This window comes from Phyllobacterium sp. 21LDTY02-6 (assembly GCF_023554255.2).
In the GTDB taxonomy this organism is placed as follows: Bacteria; Pseudomonadota; Alphaproteobacteria; order Rhizobiales; family Rhizobiaceae; genus Phyllobacterium.
The window spans coordinates 533,588-550,053 of sequence record NZ_JAMJWD020000003.1; the positions used below are offsets into that span (position 1 = coordinate 533,588).

General features: G+C 59.0%; 12 protein-coding genes. All 12 read right to left on the reverse strand.

Annotated features, from left to right (window positions below; all coding sequences use genetic code 11):
• Positions 1 to 43: 43 nt before the first annotated feature.
• Positions 44 to 745: an outer membrane protein gene (locus M8997_RS13985; protein WP_250018808.1), complete on the reverse strand. Its 702-nt coding sequence runs from the start codon at positions 743 to 745 to the stop codon at positions 44 to 46.
• Positions 746 to 892: 147 nt separating this feature from the next.
• The gene (locus M8997_RS13990) at positions 893 to 2,038 is read right to left on the reverse strand and encodes a hypothetical protein (RefSeq protein ID WP_250018807.1); all 1,146 of its coding nucleotides are present in this window, start codon (positions 2,036 to 2,038) and stop codon (positions 893 to 895) included.
• Between the two features lie 33 nt (positions 2,039 to 2,071).
• Complete coding sequence (locus M8997_RS13995) at positions 2,072 to 3,400, reverse strand: glycosyltransferase (RefSeq protein WP_250018806.1); 1,329 nt, start codon at positions 3,398 to 3,400, stop codon at positions 2,072 to 2,074.
• A 27-nt stretch (positions 3,401 to 3,427) separates the two neighbouring features.
• Complete coding sequence (locus M8997_RS14000; protein WP_250018805.1) at positions 3,428 to 4,339, reverse strand: FkbM family methyltransferase; 912 nt, start codon at positions 4,337 to 4,339, stop codon at positions 3,428 to 3,430.
• A complete protein-coding gene (locus M8997_RS14005) occupies positions 4,336 to 5,568 on the reverse strand; it encodes a polysaccharide biosynthesis/export family protein (protein WP_250018804.1) in 1,233 nt (410 codons plus the stop codon). Before M8997_RS14005 ends, M8997_RS14000 begins: the two co-directional genes overlap by 4 nt.
• The gene (locus M8997_RS14010) at positions 5,569 to 6,558 is read right to left on the reverse strand and encodes a helix-turn-helix domain-containing protein (RefSeq protein ID WP_250018803.1); all 990 of its coding nucleotides are present in this window, start codon (positions 6,556 to 6,558) and stop codon (positions 5,569 to 5,571) included.
• A 400-nt stretch (positions 6,559 to 6,958) separates the two neighbouring features.
• Complete coding sequence (locus M8997_RS14015) at positions 6,959 to 7,231, reverse strand: hypothetical protein (protein ID WP_250018802.1); 273 nt, start codon at positions 7,229 to 7,231, stop codon at positions 6,959 to 6,961.
• 153 nt (positions 7,232 to 7,384) lie between these two features.
• A complete protein-coding gene (locus M8997_RS14020) occupies positions 7,385 to 7,735 on the reverse strand; it encodes a DMT family protein (protein ID WP_250018801.1) in 351 nt (116 codons plus the stop codon).
• A gap of 132 nt (positions 7,736 to 7,867) precedes the next feature.
• Entirely contained in the window at positions 7,868 to 10,963 is a 3,096-nt protein-coding gene (locus tag M8997_RS14025) for a LysM domain-containing protein (RefSeq protein ID WP_250018800.1), read from the reverse strand.
• Positions 10,964 to 11,251: 288 nt separating this feature from the next.
• Positions 11,252 to 14,398 carry an efflux RND transporter permease subunit gene (locus tag M8997_RS14030; protein ID WP_250018799.1) on the reverse strand — a complete coding sequence of 1,049 codons (3,147 nt, stop codon included), beginning with the start codon at positions 14,396 to 14,398 and terminating at the stop codon, positions 11,252 to 11,254.
• Entirely contained in the window at positions 14,395 to 15,585 is a 1,191-nt protein-coding gene (locus M8997_RS14035) for an efflux RND transporter periplasmic adaptor subunit (RefSeq protein WP_250018798.1), read from the reverse strand. The genes M8997_RS14030 and M8997_RS14035 overlap by 4 nt, the downstream gene beginning before the upstream one ends.
• A gap of 24 nt (positions 15,586 to 15,609) precedes the next feature.
• Positions 15,610 to 16,320: a TetR/AcrR family transcriptional regulator gene (locus tag M8997_RS14040; protein WP_250018797.1), complete on the reverse strand. Its 711-nt coding sequence runs from the start codon at positions 16,318 to 16,320 to the stop codon at positions 15,610 to 15,612.
• Positions 16,321 to 16,466: the final 146 nt, after the last annotated feature.

The following is a 16,466-nucleotide window of genomic DNA, read 5'->3' on the forward strand; positions in this document are numbered from 1 at the left end:
GCCTCCTGTTAAGAGTAAATTCGCATTGATTTCTTTTCGCGGATTAGAACTTGTAGTTCAGCCCGACGCGCACGCTATGAAAATCCGGGGTTGCCTCTGTGGAGAAGCCATCTTCACTCACAGTATACTTGCCGAAGTTCACGTATTGATATTCGAGCTTTGCAGTAAGGTGGTCCGTGAAGGCATGTTCGATACCTGCGCCGGCGACCCAGCCTGCTCTCGTCTTGTCCTGATCAAGGAACGTGTCGCCCTCAACCGCAGCCTTGTAGTTCACGCGGCCATAGGCCAGACCACCGGTTCCGTAGATCAGTGTGCGATCCCAGGCATAACCGACGCGTGGGCGCAGCGTGCCAAACCAGTCGATGCTTGATTCAGCCTCGACACCAATGCCGTCCACGCTTCCTGCAGTCGAATCTTCGAGGCCCGCACCCTGGAAATCGGCTTCAAGACCGATAACCCAATTGTTGATTTGGTAATTGTAGCCGATCTGGCCACCACCGATGAAACCGCTCTGCTCGATCGTTCCGATATTGCCGAGGTAAACGCCGCCGGAACGAACGCCGACTTCATCGTCGCCCCCGAATCCATAACCGGCATTCACACCGGCGTAGAAACCGGTCCACGAGAATCCGGGGTCAGCCAATACGGCCTCGGGCGCGGTTTCGATTACTGCGTCAGCAGCCAGGGCACTGCCGGACAATGCCAGGGCCGAAAAGAATAAACCGATTGCACTGATATTCCGCATGGATTTTCACCTTCAAATGAGCTACTCGATGCGGATAGTGACATAGAATAAATCCAATGAATACAGTATTGTTAGCGCAATAATGCTAAAGATATTCGTGAAAAGTAGTTAAATGTCGCTATTTGTATTGCGTGGTCAGTGTTTATTCTAATGGTCCGCGGCAGACATGGTGGGTGCCTGGGGTTCGGTGGCATCATGTCCCGGATTTTCCTCGTCCGCGATAACCGTTTCCGGTTTTTCGCCCTGTTCGAGATGGGACCGGAACAGCATTTCGACCGACCAATCGGCTATCGCGCCTTCGATCGCACCGCTTTCCGTAAAAAGCCGGATCTCGATGGCCTCCATCGGCACTTCCGCCGTGAAATCGAGCTCGGCGACGAAACTTCCCGTGCTTTCGGGCTTCACGCGCATCCGTCCCAGCAATTGGCTGTTGTGGATCTCGATCATGAATATCTGGCCGTAGAGGTTCTCCTCGATGCGCATCGAAAAGCGTGCGGTCCATTGCCCGGGCGGCAGATGCAGATATGGCCCGTAGATGACGCACCGCGCTCTCCCGACGAGGTCGATTTCGCCTCCGACCGGCTCGCCCAGCCGGTCGGCCGACAAGAAAGCCCGCAGCGGCCAGCGGATTGCGGATGAAGGCGGGCGAAATACGGATTCCTTGAATGGTTCGAGGACATCCTCGGCGATATCGATCAAATCGGCGGGGATGGAGCTCAATTGGCCCGGCGGCCCATAGGCTGTGCCGTAACTCGCGGCGGCGGCTTCTTCAAGGGTGGGTATCTGTGTCCCATCGGCCGCTCCACTGAGCTTGACAGTGCACCGCGCGACAGCTTCCGGCGCCAGATCGAGCTTCAGGGCACGCACGAAGACATTCAGAATCCTGTCGACCTGAACCTTGCCGACGGTGTTTCGGTTCACCGGTATCAGGCGCGCATAGGTTTGCAGCTGCGACACGCAACTGATACTGGCCGAAAGCGCGCGGAGCAAAGGCACGGCGTCGCTATTGGTCGTTCGGATCATCCATGCGAGCGAATCCAGCGGGTTCTCCACGAAGGCCAGATATGGCATGCGCGACTTCATCAGGAAGGCGCATAATTCCGCATCCGGATAGCTGGAGACTACGATGAGATTGTCGGTCTTGCGGCTCGCCCAGGCTTCGCGCAATTGTTCGAGCGTCTGCACTTCGACCATGCCGCAGGTGCCGGGCAGTTCGGCCGCCAGGGCGCCGAGCGCGGTTCTGCCCCAGGTGAACATCATGCCCGGCAGGCCGAATGTTACGAGAAGCGTCAACGGCATCGCTCCTTTTTCAGGCTTTGCGCCAATCTATTTTCCGTCCAGAAGCCTGTCATAAAGCGAACTGACGGCGGCCTGATAACGGGCCGGAGAGAATTTCGCCGCCCGCTTCGGTCCAAGCGCTGCGAGATGATCACAAAGATCCTGGTCATTCGCAAGACCGCGCACCGCATTGCGCAGCGAATCCGTGTTGTAGGGGTCGATCAGCACGGCCGCATCGCCGGCGATCTCCGGCACCGAACCTTCGGTCGAGGTGAGGACCGGAGTGCCGAGCTGCATCGATTCGAGCACCGGCAGGCCGAAACCTTCGTAGAGCGAGGGGAAAAGCACGGATCGCGCTCCCCTTATCAGGCTGACAAGCAGGCCATAGGACACGAAGTCGAAACGGTGAATCCGGCGGCCGGGAACAATGCGGTTGTCCTGCTGCAGGAAGAACCGGAAGCGCTCGTCCTCGATCAGGAGCTGTGTCTGGTCGCCCTTCCAACCCGGGGCGCCGACGATGATCAACGGATAATCCACCTTGGCCGACAGATAGGCCTCGACCAGCCGCGACAGGTTCTTTTTCGGCTCGAATGCACCAAAAAACAGGAAATATTTCTTCCAGTCGAGGTTGAAGATGCCAGCGATCTCGTCTGCCGCCAAGGCCTCGGGCTTCTGGCGCAATTCGTCCGGTACTTGAACCGCCTGATAGGTGTTGGTCACGCGGTTCTCGTCGACGCCGAGAAACCGGATGATGTCCTGCCTGGATGTCTCGGACACGGTAACGATGTGATCCGAAGTTTGCACGAGATGCCGAAGCAGGCGATAATGATACCGCTTGTTGTCCTCGGTCAGATAGGGCAGGCGCAACGGCACGAGATCATGGATCGTGGTGATGTTCAGCGCCTTTCTTGCCCGTATCGGCAAGGGGTAGGTGCTGTGGAACATGTCCAGCTTCTCCGGAAGGGCGAGGGGAAGGCTCTTGCCGAAGTTCTTGAAATGGTGCCTTGCCAGGGCGAAGACGTCCTTGCTGGCATAGAGAAATTCCGAATCGAGGACGTTTCCCTGCAATGACTTCAGGATGACGGCGCCTGTCAGCTCGACGCGTGATGGCTTCACGCCGAGGGGTGCTCCGATCCGTCGGCTCAACCAGCGCTTGCCCTTGGCGGTATGGCCCAGCTTGCGGTTGCTCGTATCGTCGAACAGAACGACCTCGCGCAGGATGGCATTCCGCGGCACCTTGGTAGGCACGCTGTGAACAATGCCGGTCTGGTAGCCGAGTTCCCGTACGGTCTGGATGAGGCCTCGCGTATAGGTGGCGACACCCGTCCCCTTCTGCAGCGACAGGTTCAATCCATCATAAATGACTGTTCTTGCCACGATTGGTCCTTTCAGGGGCCAGAACGATCATGCGGGATCACCATCTGTGAAGACGAGCAGCCAGTCCTGGCCGACATTTTCCGAAAGCAGGGCATCCGCCGTGACCGGATGGGCAACGCCCTGGAAGTCGAGGTGGCGCAAATTGCCATATATCTTGACCAGACTTTCAACGAACGAGCGGCTATTGGCGTAACGGGCAGCGTTGAATTCGAGAACGATCATCGGGCGGTGCCGTTCGATCGTTTTCTTCATGCCGAACAGAATGTCTTCCTCGGCGCCCTCGGCATCGATCTTGATGAAATCCACGCGCTCATAATTTTCGCAAAGCTGGTCGACCGTCTTCGCTGGGACGGTCACGAGGTAGCCATTGTGGTGAGCGGCGTTGAAGCTGCTGGCGACGACGGTCGCGTTTTTCGGCTCGTGATCCCTCACGAAGAGCTTGGCGGTGTCGGTGCCGCCGCTGCCCAGCACGGCCTTTTCGATCCTGCTTCTCGAAAGAAGGCCGTTCAGATCGAGACTGCGCCCCAGAAAATCCGCCGCGTGCGGATTGGGTTCAACGGCCAGGAGCTTGCCGGTTTGCCCGACAAGTTCGCCAAGCAGTACCGAATAATAGCCGAAATTCGCGCCGATATCGATCGCAGTCATGCCCGGCTTGACGTTCCTGGCGCAGAACTGCGTCAGCCAGATCTCCCAGAAGCCATCCAGAAGCAGATGGGAGCCGAACCCCCTGTCGCGCGTATCGACGTAAAGCTTGTAGCGTCCGAGGATGCGAACGACGGCCGTCGAGTTCCCGAGATAGGCGCTCGTCGTTAAAGCCTGAACAACCGATTCGAGCTCCGACCGCTTCATCATTGCGATCTCATGGAGATGCAATAGCGATGGCATGGCCGATCGCGTCATGCCATCGCGATCGCGGCTGATGGCAAGCAGGTGCTTCATTGCAGGGCCCCGGCGCTTATGCCGATCGAAGTCGCACTCATGGCGGGGGCGCTGACGCCCTGGAAGATCGCCATGACTTTCTGAATGTCGGCACCCGACGCATTGGCGATGTAGATGACATCCCGCGGCTGGATTTCGAACCGCTGCATGGCGAGCCAGGTATTCGCATCCCGCATGTTGAAGCGATAGATGACGGGGATGAGTTCGCCGCTCGCCAGGAGCGGGTTGTCCTGCGGGACGAAGCGCCGTGCGACGGAAGCAAGCTCGTGCCGCATCAGGAATACGCCGGTGACGTCGGCGCGCTGATCGTTCAGGCCAGCGGCCTTGCCGAGCGCATCGGCCATGGTGATGCGGGAAGCATCGAAAGGAAGCTCGGCGTTGCGTCCAGCCGCACCGAAGACGAGGAAAGTGCGAGGCTCGCGCACGACCGTGATCAGATCGCCGGGGCGGATGCGTATATTCTCCTCCGGATGTTCCAGCATCAGGTCGAAAGGTATCCTGCCGGCGACGCCGTTGCGCGTAAGACCAACGATGCTGTCGCTTGCCGGTGCCCGGATGCCGCCCGCCGAAGCGATGGCGTCGAGAACGCGTTCTCCCGCGCCGGTCAGCGAGATACGGGCGCCCGCCGCGACCTCGCCGGTCACCGTTACCGAGTTTGCGGTGCTCCTCTGGATGGTGACGAGCGCCTGCGGCTGCACGGCCTTGCCTTCGAGGCTTTTGACGATCTGCTGTTCCACCTGCGACGGCGTATTGCCGAGAACCTTGATGCGTCCCGCATAGGGCACGCCGATCGTGCCGTTTCCCGTAACGGTCTGCGGAGGAATGGCGACGGTGCTGCCTGTCGATTGCTGGAAGCCGGCAACGCTCATATTGGTGCCGAACAGCGTTCCCGGAGGCGCTTCCCATACATTGACGGTCACCACGTCACCGACCGCAATGCGCAGGTCACTGGAGCGCGGACCGGCACCGAACTGCCGCACGAGGCTTTCCCTCGGCCGTGTCGCGGCAAAGGCCATGACGTTCTTGCCTACGTCGACAAGCGCGTAATTCAGCTGTGTTTCGGATTTGCGCTGCTCGACAATATTCTGCGCGGTCGGTCCCGCACGCGGTATCGCGCAACCATTGAGAAGGAGGGCGGCGGCGAGGGCGCAGCATGCGATACCTGCTGGCCTTGGGAGCAGGCGGGCCGCCCGCAAGGAAGCGAGACCCGGAAATGGCATCGAGATCATTCAGGTGTTCTTCTCGTGAAACCGCATCATGGCTGAAGGGCTCATTCCATAAGCATTGCGGTACAGCGACGAAAACCGGCCCGGATTCGAGAATTGCAGATGGATCGCAAGGTCGGTGACGTTGCGGGCGCTGCCGCTCAGTATTGCTTCATGCGCCGCAGACAATCGGTATTCGCACAGGACGTGCATGGGGCTCGTATCGCGATATTCCTTGAACATTCGTTGAAGCGCCCGCGGGCTGCAGCCGGCGGCTTCCGCAATCTCGTCCAGTGTCACGGGATCATGGATGTGTTCCCGCATGAAGGCCTCTGCACGCTGCAGATAGCGGGGCGCGATGCGCCGTCCGGCCGTATTGTTGAGCGTGTTGACATTGTCGGGCTTGGTCATGAACAGCTTGGCGAGGAGCAGGCGCTCGTAGACGGAGGTAAGTACGCCCTTGGTGGAGTTTGTTGCCGTAGCAAGGTCTTCAGTAACGTAGCAAACCGTCTGATAGAGAGCCGAGGCCCCGCCGGAGCGGAAATCATGCAGCGGTGCAAAAACCTGTTCCTGAAAATAAGGCCGTTGCATCAGGCGCTCGAAATATTCCCTCAGCTTGGTGATGGGAACCCGGTAGGCGACCCAGGACGAACCCGGATAAATCTTGACCTTGATATCCGGTCTGTCGATGAGACTGGTCGCATTGCCGGCGCTTAGGGTCTGAAGGCGCCGGCGTTTCGTATCCATCACGTCCAGCGTGCCCTTGACGACGAAAATGAAGGTCAGCGTTGATGACGCGCCCTTGGACAAGATTTCCAGGCGACCATTTGTGTCGCCGTATACGATGGAGGTTTCCTGCAGCGGATAGACGTTGCGATTGAAGCCGATGTTCCCTTTTTCGTCACTGAAAGACGACCAACGCCATTTTTCTTCACTGCCATTGGCGCCGGGCCCAGTATCATCTGATATAGTCAAAGACTTATAGTCAGACTTACCTAGAGAATTATCGTACATACTTCCTCCAATTGCCGCACCCGTACACAGTTCTACATATTATAACTAACGAGCAATGATAGTAACCGATAGAAACGCCGGCAACCGTGAGAGTATGTGTCGAAGCAGAAAGAACTATTGTATATTTATCATGTAATGGCTGTGGATTTAGACCCCTTCACCCCAACACTGCTTCATAGCTAATAATAAGGCAACAGATTTTTTCGATCGATGTCGCATATTTGCGACTTTTTAAATCGATGTTTTACAAGGGATTACTTTTTGGCGCTTATTATACTTATTTGTCGCAATGTGTATTAGCGACGTGGAAAATATAATTAAAATTGTATGTAAAGAGCGCGCCGGTACGCACCCCACCCGGCGGCTAGACTTGGAGGGGCAGTGCCCGTGCCGAATCTGGTCAGGCCTTATGGTTGGGATTGAGCGGAGAAGCTTCGATCGCAGCCTGAATCGTGCGGGACGTTACGGCCGGTCGGGCCCGGTTGGCGGCGTCGATCATCTCGCTCGACGGGTTGCTCAGGACGTCATAGACGACAGAGAGGCCAGCCGTGGCATAGTCGCGATATGTCTGACGGATGAAATCGGGGACGCTGTCCCACTCCTGCGAACCATGGCTGCGGGAGGCATGGATTGCCTGCGCAACAGCTTCGACCAACTTTTCATATCCCGTCATAACTTCATCTCTGTCGTCTGAAAGGAGCAGCGCCCCTGAAGAATCGCAATTGCGCGTAACACAGCGGGATTCGCGCAAAGATTGCAAGACCTTCACCATCCTGACCGAAGCTTCGGTCAGGAACGCACCTTCAGCACGGCCGTCCCGGGCAGCTCACAGCGGCCCCTTGAATACGAAGAAGGCGCCGGCGCAGATCATCGAAAAGCCCACGAGGTGATTGATCGTGATCTTCTCTCCGAGGAAGGTGATAGAGAAGATGGCGAACACGACAAGCGTGATCACTTCCTGCATCGTCTTCAATTGTGCGGCCGAATAAATGGCATGGCCATAGCGATTGGCAGGAACCGCGAGGCAATATTCGGCGAAAGCGATAAGCCAGCTCACGACGATTACCAGAATCAACGGCTTGTTGGTGAATTTCAGATGGCCATACCAGGCAAAAGTCATAAAGACATTGGAGGCGAGCAGCAGGAAAATCGGGCGGAGATAATCGAGAAGCGGCATGATGCGCCTTTAGCTATTGGAGGAGCCATAGCTAGAGTGCGGCGCCGACAGATTCGTCAAGAGACAAAAATCGCGAGCGATAGAGAATGGCCGTGATCCCGCCGGGGATCACGGTCATTGGCCATGAACGGCTCAGCTCGTCAGGACGAGGTTCTCGCGAGCCCAATCGGCAAGCTCGGGTATGGTGCGCGGCCGCCCCATGGCCGGATCCGCCACGATCGTACCGCCCTCAGGCATGTCGATGCTCGGCGGAACTTCTATATCTTTCGGCCGCGGCGGCGCGGTCATCGGATATTTGCCCTTGTCGTCCGGCTTGGCCTGGTGAACACCGGCGACAAATTCCTTGAGCTTGTCGTGGTCGGACTTGCGAAGCACTTCGACAAGCGCCTGCGGCGTCATGCCCAGCTCTTTTGCAAGCGGATCGATCACGCCGCCAACGCTGTTGCCATCGCCGTCGTGGTCGGAGAGTATCTTGGCTGCTTCGTGATCGAAGCCGGCTGCGATGAGGAATTTCTCCGTCGGGCCCTCGTAATAGGCAGCCGCTTTGCTGTGCCTGTAGGCGTCATAGCCCATTTCACCGATGATGCCGATCGCAGCAAGGGCGACGCCCCAAGGGCCGGCCTTCGGCGTTTTCATCATCGAGAGGAATGTGCCAAGCGTCGTCGTGGCGGCAAAGGCGGAGTTCGCCCATCTGCCATTGGCCGCGTGGTCGAGCGTATAGGCCACCATGAGGGCGCCGCCGGCACGATCGAAATATTTGGTAAACCAGCCCCATTTCGGCGTTCCGCTCACTTCGGCGAAGCGCGAGGCCCGGTCCAGGAAGCCGTCCTTTGGTATTTTGCCGTGCTCGACGAGCGAGCGAACGCCGCCGGCTCCGAGCTGGCCCGCCTCGTAGGCGATACCTGCAGTCAGCCAGACACCAAAGGCCGTCGGCAATGGCCCGCCGGCACTGAAATTGGCATCGGCGCTTCCAAGATATAGCAGGCCCTGCACCGCTGCGAGACCCTTGCCGAAGCCGGACGCCGTGGTGATGCCTGCCCGCGGGTCGAACTTGGAGCCGTCGAAGCTCTTGGCGAGGCTCTCCAGCGCCGCCTTGCGCGCCTTGGGGTCCGTTGCCGCGTTCGGCCCGTTGAGCGCCAGATTGGCGCTCTGGGCGAGCTTGGAATCGACCTGGCCCGGGCTCATCCGGGACGCCGCATCGATGCTGCCTGGTGTCGGCGGGACATAGGCCTTGTTTCCGCCCAATGCCTCATAAGCGGACAACGTGCGATGAAGGCCGATGACGGCGCGTCCGGACCAGTACAGCGTCGGTGCGGCGGGTATCGTGACCTCTTCCGGCTTCACCGTGCTCTCGACATAGAGCTTGCCCATTTCATCCCAGGCTTCGGCGCTGTTGGCGACGGCAAACTGGCCCTTCTCGTCATTTTCGAGTGCGCTTACCGATTTCGTGTAGCGATCGAAGCCTTCCATGCCCTTGAGGCCCTCTTCGGCCTCGTGCAACGCGGCGAGGTTGCGAACGATCTTGGCGCCCTGGGCATCCATCGTCTCCTTGCTGCCGGGATTGTTCTTGATGGAATCGTTCAGGCCGGCAGTAATCTGTTCCGCAGACAGGGACGATTTCCAGTCCGAGGCGACGACGAGATGATCCTTGGCGAACTCGCCGACGACATGCTGGCTGTTCTTGGTGAAGTCATCGGTACCCTTGATGGCGGCATCGAATATCTTGTTGGCATTGCCCTTGTCGCCGCTGCTGTCGAGCTTCTTGACGACGGCAAGGGTCAGCGTGGGATCATTGCCATTGGCGATGGCCTGGCGGAACGGATCGCCGGCCGCGTCGGGGTTGGCGGCTTTGATCTCGGGATAGGGGATGCCCATCTCGCTGCCGATGGCCTTCTTCTCCTCGAACGTGAAGTCCTTCGTCTCTTCCGGGAGCTTCTTTTCCCAATCCGAGAAGGTCTGGTCGTGTGCCGCCTTGAAGGATTTCACGATGTTTTCGGCGCGGTCGCTGACAAACTTGTCCCCACCGGTTCCTTGCGAGATATGGCCGGTGATGGCCGAGTAATCGGCGACGAGGTTCTTGTTCGTGATCTCTGTCGAGAGCTTGATCTCGCCGGAGATCATCGAGTTCTTGCCGCTCAGTCTGTCGTCGGGGATGGCGCCATTGGCGATGGCCGTGCGTCTTCCGATCGTGGTCTCGATGACGTCGACGATCTTCGTATCCTTGTTGCCGAAGGCATCAATCGGCTTGTTGGCCTCGAGCAGGATCAATTGGGCGGTGTCGGGCGTGACATTCTTCGTCACTTCGTTCAAGGTCTTTGCCGCCTTGCTTGCGCCATCTTCTATCTGGACCTGGCGCTTGTCGTCGCCCTCAAGCCCGTGGAAGTTGCTTTCGCCCTTCTTGAACGCGTCCTGCACGGCCCGCGCCGGCCTGGCGACGAGAATCTCGTGTCCGGCCGCGTCGAGCATTTCGACGAATTTCGCGTCGGAAGGCCCATAGGTCTTCAGCGTCTCGCGCGCGGCGTTGATCGCCGCTTCGCCATTGTCAGGTGTGCCCTTGGCCAAGGTCTCGAACTGCGTCGTCAGTTCAGCCTGTACCTGCCCCCATTTGGACGGATCCTGCTGCGCAGCCGTTATGGCGCCGCTCAGCGGCTTGAAGACGTCGTTGAGACTTGTTTCGACTGTTTTACGTTCGTCCCGGACCGTCGTCTTGTAGGCTTCGGTCTGCGGTCCGAGGGCGATGAGATCCGCTTCCCGCTGATCGAGATTGTCTTTCAACGAAGCCGGGGTAAATGCATCGTTCTTGACGGCCGACATCAGATCCGTGCTGACGGCGAGCTTCAGGGCCTTTGTCTTCTCATCCTTCTCGGCCGGCGAAGAGGCTTTGTCGATGTCGCCTTGAATGCTGTTTATCGTCTCGAGACTCGTGCGCCGCTCCTTGTCGAGAACGCGCAGGGAGGCGCCTTCATTGATAATGTCGGGATCGGTGATGTTGGGATTGGTGGCAAGCAGATCGGGAACGGCTTGATCATAGAGCGGCGCGATGGTGCCGAGCATTTCGCCTCTCTTGATCGTATGATCGATGCTCCCATCTTGCTCCTGCTCGGGATTGCCCTGCGGCACCGGCTTCTTGGCTTTGTTGACCGCAGCGGTGAAGCCTTCGTCATTCTGCAAGGGAAAACTGCGCTGGAAAGGGGCGATTAAACGACGATTGAAATCTAGAAGTCCCATGCGTTCACCTCTGATAATCTGTCTTATAATTTTCGTGACAGATTTATGAATTGAGGCATGGCGGTTGGCAATCGATTTTGCCGCCTTATCTAGCGTGATTTGAAATAAACAAGTTGCCGGACTAGAGTATTTCACTAGTCGAGAGGCTGATCCCGGTATTAATCGCGGTTTCTACACTTGAATTGCGCTCAAGCGGTTCTAAACGCCGTTTATCACATTTAAACGCCGACTTGTTACACTTGTGATTCAAATTTTGAATTATTATTGAATTTCACGTTGAGCGGCCGCCTATTCCGCCGCTTGCGGCAGATCCAGCCGCAGGGAGGCATGGCCCGAAGACGCGGCGTGTACAGGCAGCATTTCCGGTTCATCCGGCGTGTTCGGGCGTACAGCCCAATGGAATGCGCGGCCCATCCAGCGGCTGGCATCATCCATTATCGTATAGAATGACGGCACGAAGACGAGCGACAGGACCGTGGAAACGAGCAAGCCGCCAATGACGGCGATCGCCATCGGGGCGCGAAATTCGCCGCCGTCGCCAAAGGCCATGGCGGCAGGCAGCATGCCCGCCGACATTGCAATGGTGGTCATGATGATGGGCCTGATTCGCTTGCGTCCCGCATCCATGATGGCCTCATTGCGGGGAACGCCCTGGCGAACCTCTTCAACGGCGAAATCGACGAGCATGATCGCGTTCTTGGTGACTATCCCCATCAGCATCAGAATGCCGATGACCACGGCCATCGATACGGAATTGTTGGTCACGAGCAGGGCGACGGCAACGCCCGCGATCGACAGGGGCAGCGACATCAATATGGTGAAGGCGTGAAAGACGCTGCCAAAGAGCAGGATCAGCACGACGAATACGAGCATCAGCCCCATGATCATGGCGTCGCGGAAGCCGGCGAACACCTCGCCCATGACCTCCGCATCGCCGGTTTCCTGAATGCGCACGCCCTCGGGCATCGCCTTTGAAACCGGCAGGTTCTGGACGATCGAAAGGCCTTCGCCGATCTCCTTGCCGTTCGCCATATTGGCGCCAACGACGACGCGGCGCTGGCGATTGAACCGCTCTATGGTGGACGGTCCCTGGTCAAAGCCGATCTCGGCGATGGATTCCAGCGGCACCACCACGCCGGACTCCGTCGTAACCGTCAATGTCTGCAATACGGAAAGGTCGCGGCGCGCATCTTCCTTCAGCTGCACGCGGATGGGAATCTGGCGGTCTCCAACCGTGTATTTGGCCAGATTCGCGTCGAGATCGCCGAGGGTGGCGACGCGCAGCGTATCGGACAGCGCCTGGGTGGAGAGGCCGAGCTCGGCGAGCTTGTCGGTGCGCGGACGCACGATGATTTCGGGCCGGTCGAGGGCGGCAGTCGACGAGACGGCCTGGAAATCCCCTGTTGCCGTCATCGCGCTTTGCAGGAGGCGTGCCTGCTCGCTCACCTTTTCACCGTCACTGCCGATGACGCCGACGGCAAATTCGCGCTCTCCGCGGTCATTGACGAAGTTCGCCCTGAGATCCGCTATGCTGGAGAGTTGCTGCAGGATCGCGCCTTCTACCTGCTTCTGGCTGCGGTCACGTTCGCTCTTGTGGCTGAGCTTTACGATCATGGTCGCGCGGCGCGTGTCGAGCGAACCGGTCGGCGAGGCTCCGCCGGTGACATAGGTCTGCAGCACTTCGGGAATTTCACGGACCTTCTCCGCTGCCCGGTCGGTGGTTTCCCTGGTTTCCTCGATCCTCGCGCCCGGGGGTAGTTCGAGACTCACCACGACGCGTGCCTCGTCCTGGGCCGGAACAAAACCGGATGGGAGGAAGCCCATTGCCCAGATGGCGACGGCAAAAAGGGCGATGCCGGTGCCAAGGGTCAGCCAGCGAAACCGCAGCGTGATGGCGAGGAAGCGTGCATAGGCCGATATCCAGCCGGTCTCAGCCTCGCCATGATGCAGGCTTTTCTTGTCCCTCAGCAGATAGGCCGTCATCATCGGGGTGATCAGACGCGCCACGAGCAGCGAGAAGAAAACGGCGATCGCGACCGTCAGTCCGAATTGCTTGAAATATTGCCCGGCAATGCCGCTCATGAAGCTTACGGGTGCGAAGACGGCAATGATCGTCGCCGAGATGGCGATCACGGCCAGTCCGATCTCGTCTGCCGCCTCGAGCGAAGCCCGGTAGGCCGATTTGCCCGAACGCATGTGCCGGACGATGTTCTCGATCTCGACGATCGCATCATCGACCAGAATGCCCGTCACGAGTGTTATTCCGAGCAGGCTGACGAGGTTGAGCGAGAAGCCCAGCATGTCGATCGCCCAGAAGGTGGGGATCGCGGACAAGGGCAGGGCGACGGCTGCAATGAGCGTTGCCCTGAAATTGCGCAGGAACAGCAGCACGACGATGATCGAGAGGACCGCGCCTTCGACCAGAGAACTCATGGCCGATTCATAGTTTCCGTAGGTGTAGTTGACGGAATTGTCGATCAGCGTGAACTGTGCATCGGGATATTTCTGCCGGAGCTGATCGATGCGCGCCTGCACCAGGTCGTAGACTTCGGCATCGCTCGCACCCTTGGCGCGAAAGACGGCCAGTGAGACAACCGTTTCATTATTCACACGGGCAAAGGATTTGGGCTCCTCATAGGAGTCGCTGACGGTGCCGAGCGCGTCGAGACGCACGGACCGTCCCGCCGTGATCGGGATCTCGATGGCGCGCAGATCGTCGAGGCTGCGGGAAGCGCCCAGCGTACGGATGGTCTGTTGCGTCGTTCCAAGATCGCCGCGCCCGCCGGTGAGGTCGGCATTCATCGATTTGAGAGCCCGGTTGACATCCGCCGCGGTAACGGCGAGGGCTGTCAGCCGGTCCGGGTCGAGCGCGACGCGGATTTCGCGGGTGACGCCACCATAGCGCTCCACCTTGCCGACGCCCTTGATGCCCTGGATGTCGCGAATGATCTTGTCGTCCACGAACCAGGACAATTCCTCGGACGTCATGGCCGGCGCCGAAATGCCATAGGTCATGATGGACGCGCCTTCCACGTCGACCGAATTGACCAACGGTTCCTTGATGGTCGCGGGGAGGTCGTCGCGTATGCGCTCGACCGCATCCTTGACGTCGTTCAGCGCTTTCTGCGTATCGACCTCGAGGCGGAATTCGACCAGCGTCGTCGAGTTTCCCTCGGTCAGATTGCTCGTTACGTTCTTGACGCCGGTGATATTGGCAACGGCATCCTCGACGCGCTTGGCGATCTGCGTTTCGAGTTCGCTCGGCGCAACGCCCGGATCGGTGATCGAGACGGATACGAGAGGAACGTCGATATTCGGGAAGCGGGTGATCGGCAGCTTGGAGAAGGCCATCAGGCCCAGCACTGTCAGCACGACGAAAAGCAGGATCGCCGGAACCGGGTTCCGAATGGACCAGGCGGAAATGTTCCAGTTCATCGAACGGCTCCCGTGGCCTCGTTGGCGAGGCGAACCGGTGTGACGCGATCGCCGTGAGCGACGAATGTGCCGGCGCGGACGACCACTTCCTCGCCTTCTTCCAATCCGCTGACGATTTCGGCCGACTGGCCGTCGCGAATGCCCAGCGTTACTTTTCTGCTGTCGATGAAACCATTCTTCACCACCTGGACCACGGTGTCGGTGGCGTCATAGACGATCGATGAGAGAGGCACGCTTATATTGTCGCGCCGGGCAAGTTCGACGACGGCACGCGCGAAATTGCCCGGGCGGATATTGGGGTTCCGGTCCAGCGAAATCTTGACCGGGCCGAGGCGGGAGGCAGCCGCAACCTCCGGCGATATGAGCCGGATGCGACCCGTTACGGGCTCTTCCATGCCGGAAACACGCACGGCGACGGTCATACCGGGACGCAGGTGGGGAAGATCGACTTCCGGAACATTGGCGGCGAGCTCAAAATCGCTGTCGCGGCCGATGCGGAACAATGGCCCGGCATTTGCGGAGACGATGGCGCCGAGAAGGGCGTCGCGGCTGAGAATGACACCACTCGCGGGTGCCCTCACATCGGCCTTTTCCAGCCTGAGCAGCACGTCGCGCTTCTGGGCGGCGACGAGCTGCAACTGCGTCTCGGTCGCGGACAGGGCGTGGCGCGCGGTATTCAGCTTCGCCTTGGCGCTGTCATGGGCATTGGTGGCATTGTCGAATTCGGCCTTGGACGTATAGCCTTTTGCCGATAGCGAGCGGGCGCGGTCGAGCGCTTCGAGCGCCTGGCGGACCGCGATCTCGGCATCGACGATCTGCGCCTGCGATTGGGCAATGGAAGCGGTTGCCTGGGCGGCCTGCGCCTCGATCTGCGCCAGTTGGATCTCGAGCGATGATTTGTCGAGCCGTGCGAGCACGTCGCCTTCCTTGACGACGTCGCCCTCATCCGCGTTCAGTTCCAGAACCCGCAGCCCTGCGACATCGGTGCCCACGGCTACTTCCTGCCGCGGCACCACCGTGCCGGTGACGGTCAGGGTCGCGACCATCTCCTGGCGCCGGACCGCGACCACATTGATCGAAGGCGCGTTGGCAGCCGCTGCCACCGTCTCCTCTGCATTCACCGCGGCGGGCGCTCCGAGAACGGATGCCAGGGCGAGGAGGGAAAGGTACTTCCTGATGGCGTTCATGATAAACCCGCTGAATGAGGATGGTCAGGTATGTTTTGGGCGCAGGATGGATTCGGCCAGGGCGCGGAACACCGGTTCGAGCGCCTCCGGTTCCACGCCTTCGGCCGGAAAATTGCGTAGAATGATGCCTTCGCCCATTGCCGAGAGACTGGCCACGGCAAGCTCCAGATCTACCACCGGATCGATGAGGCCATGTTCCTTTGCCTGGCGGAAGGCGCTGAGAAGCTTTTCCCGCATCATGCTTTCATGCAGGTCGCAGATGGCCGCCACGGCATCGTTGCGGGTAGCCTCGGCACGGACTTCAAGAAGCAGTCTCGCACTGGAATCCGCCGGCCCGGGACCGGAATTCTGCATCGACATCTGGCGGATATGCTCAATTCCGACAAAAACGAGGGCATCGACGATGTCGCGGGTACCGGACATGCGATCCAGAATCTCCGCGCTTTCCTGCCGATGGGCGGCGCAAATACGCTCGATAATGGCTTCCTTGGAGGGAAAATAGCGGTAAAGCGCGCCCGGACTCATGCCAGCCTCGGCACATATCTCGTTCATCGACGCGCCGCGAAAGCCCGACCGTATGAAACACTCGGTCGCGGCATTGAGGATACGCTCTTCCTGCGCCTCGCGATTGCGCGCGCGCTTGCCGAAGAATTTGGTGATGCAGCACCGGCTCTCGTCAGTGTCGTCGACCGGGAGAGGGGCTTTCAGCGAGCGGGATGAAGTGTAGTCAGCCATGGGTCCAGAAAAAAAGAGCGAACGTTCACTCTCGTTTATATGGCAACATGGCGTCTCGTCAATATGAGAATGATCATTCTCGCTTTTATTTTGGCTGAGTGGACAAAATTTCGAGGCGGGTGGAATAAAATCCGTTTGGAAGGCGT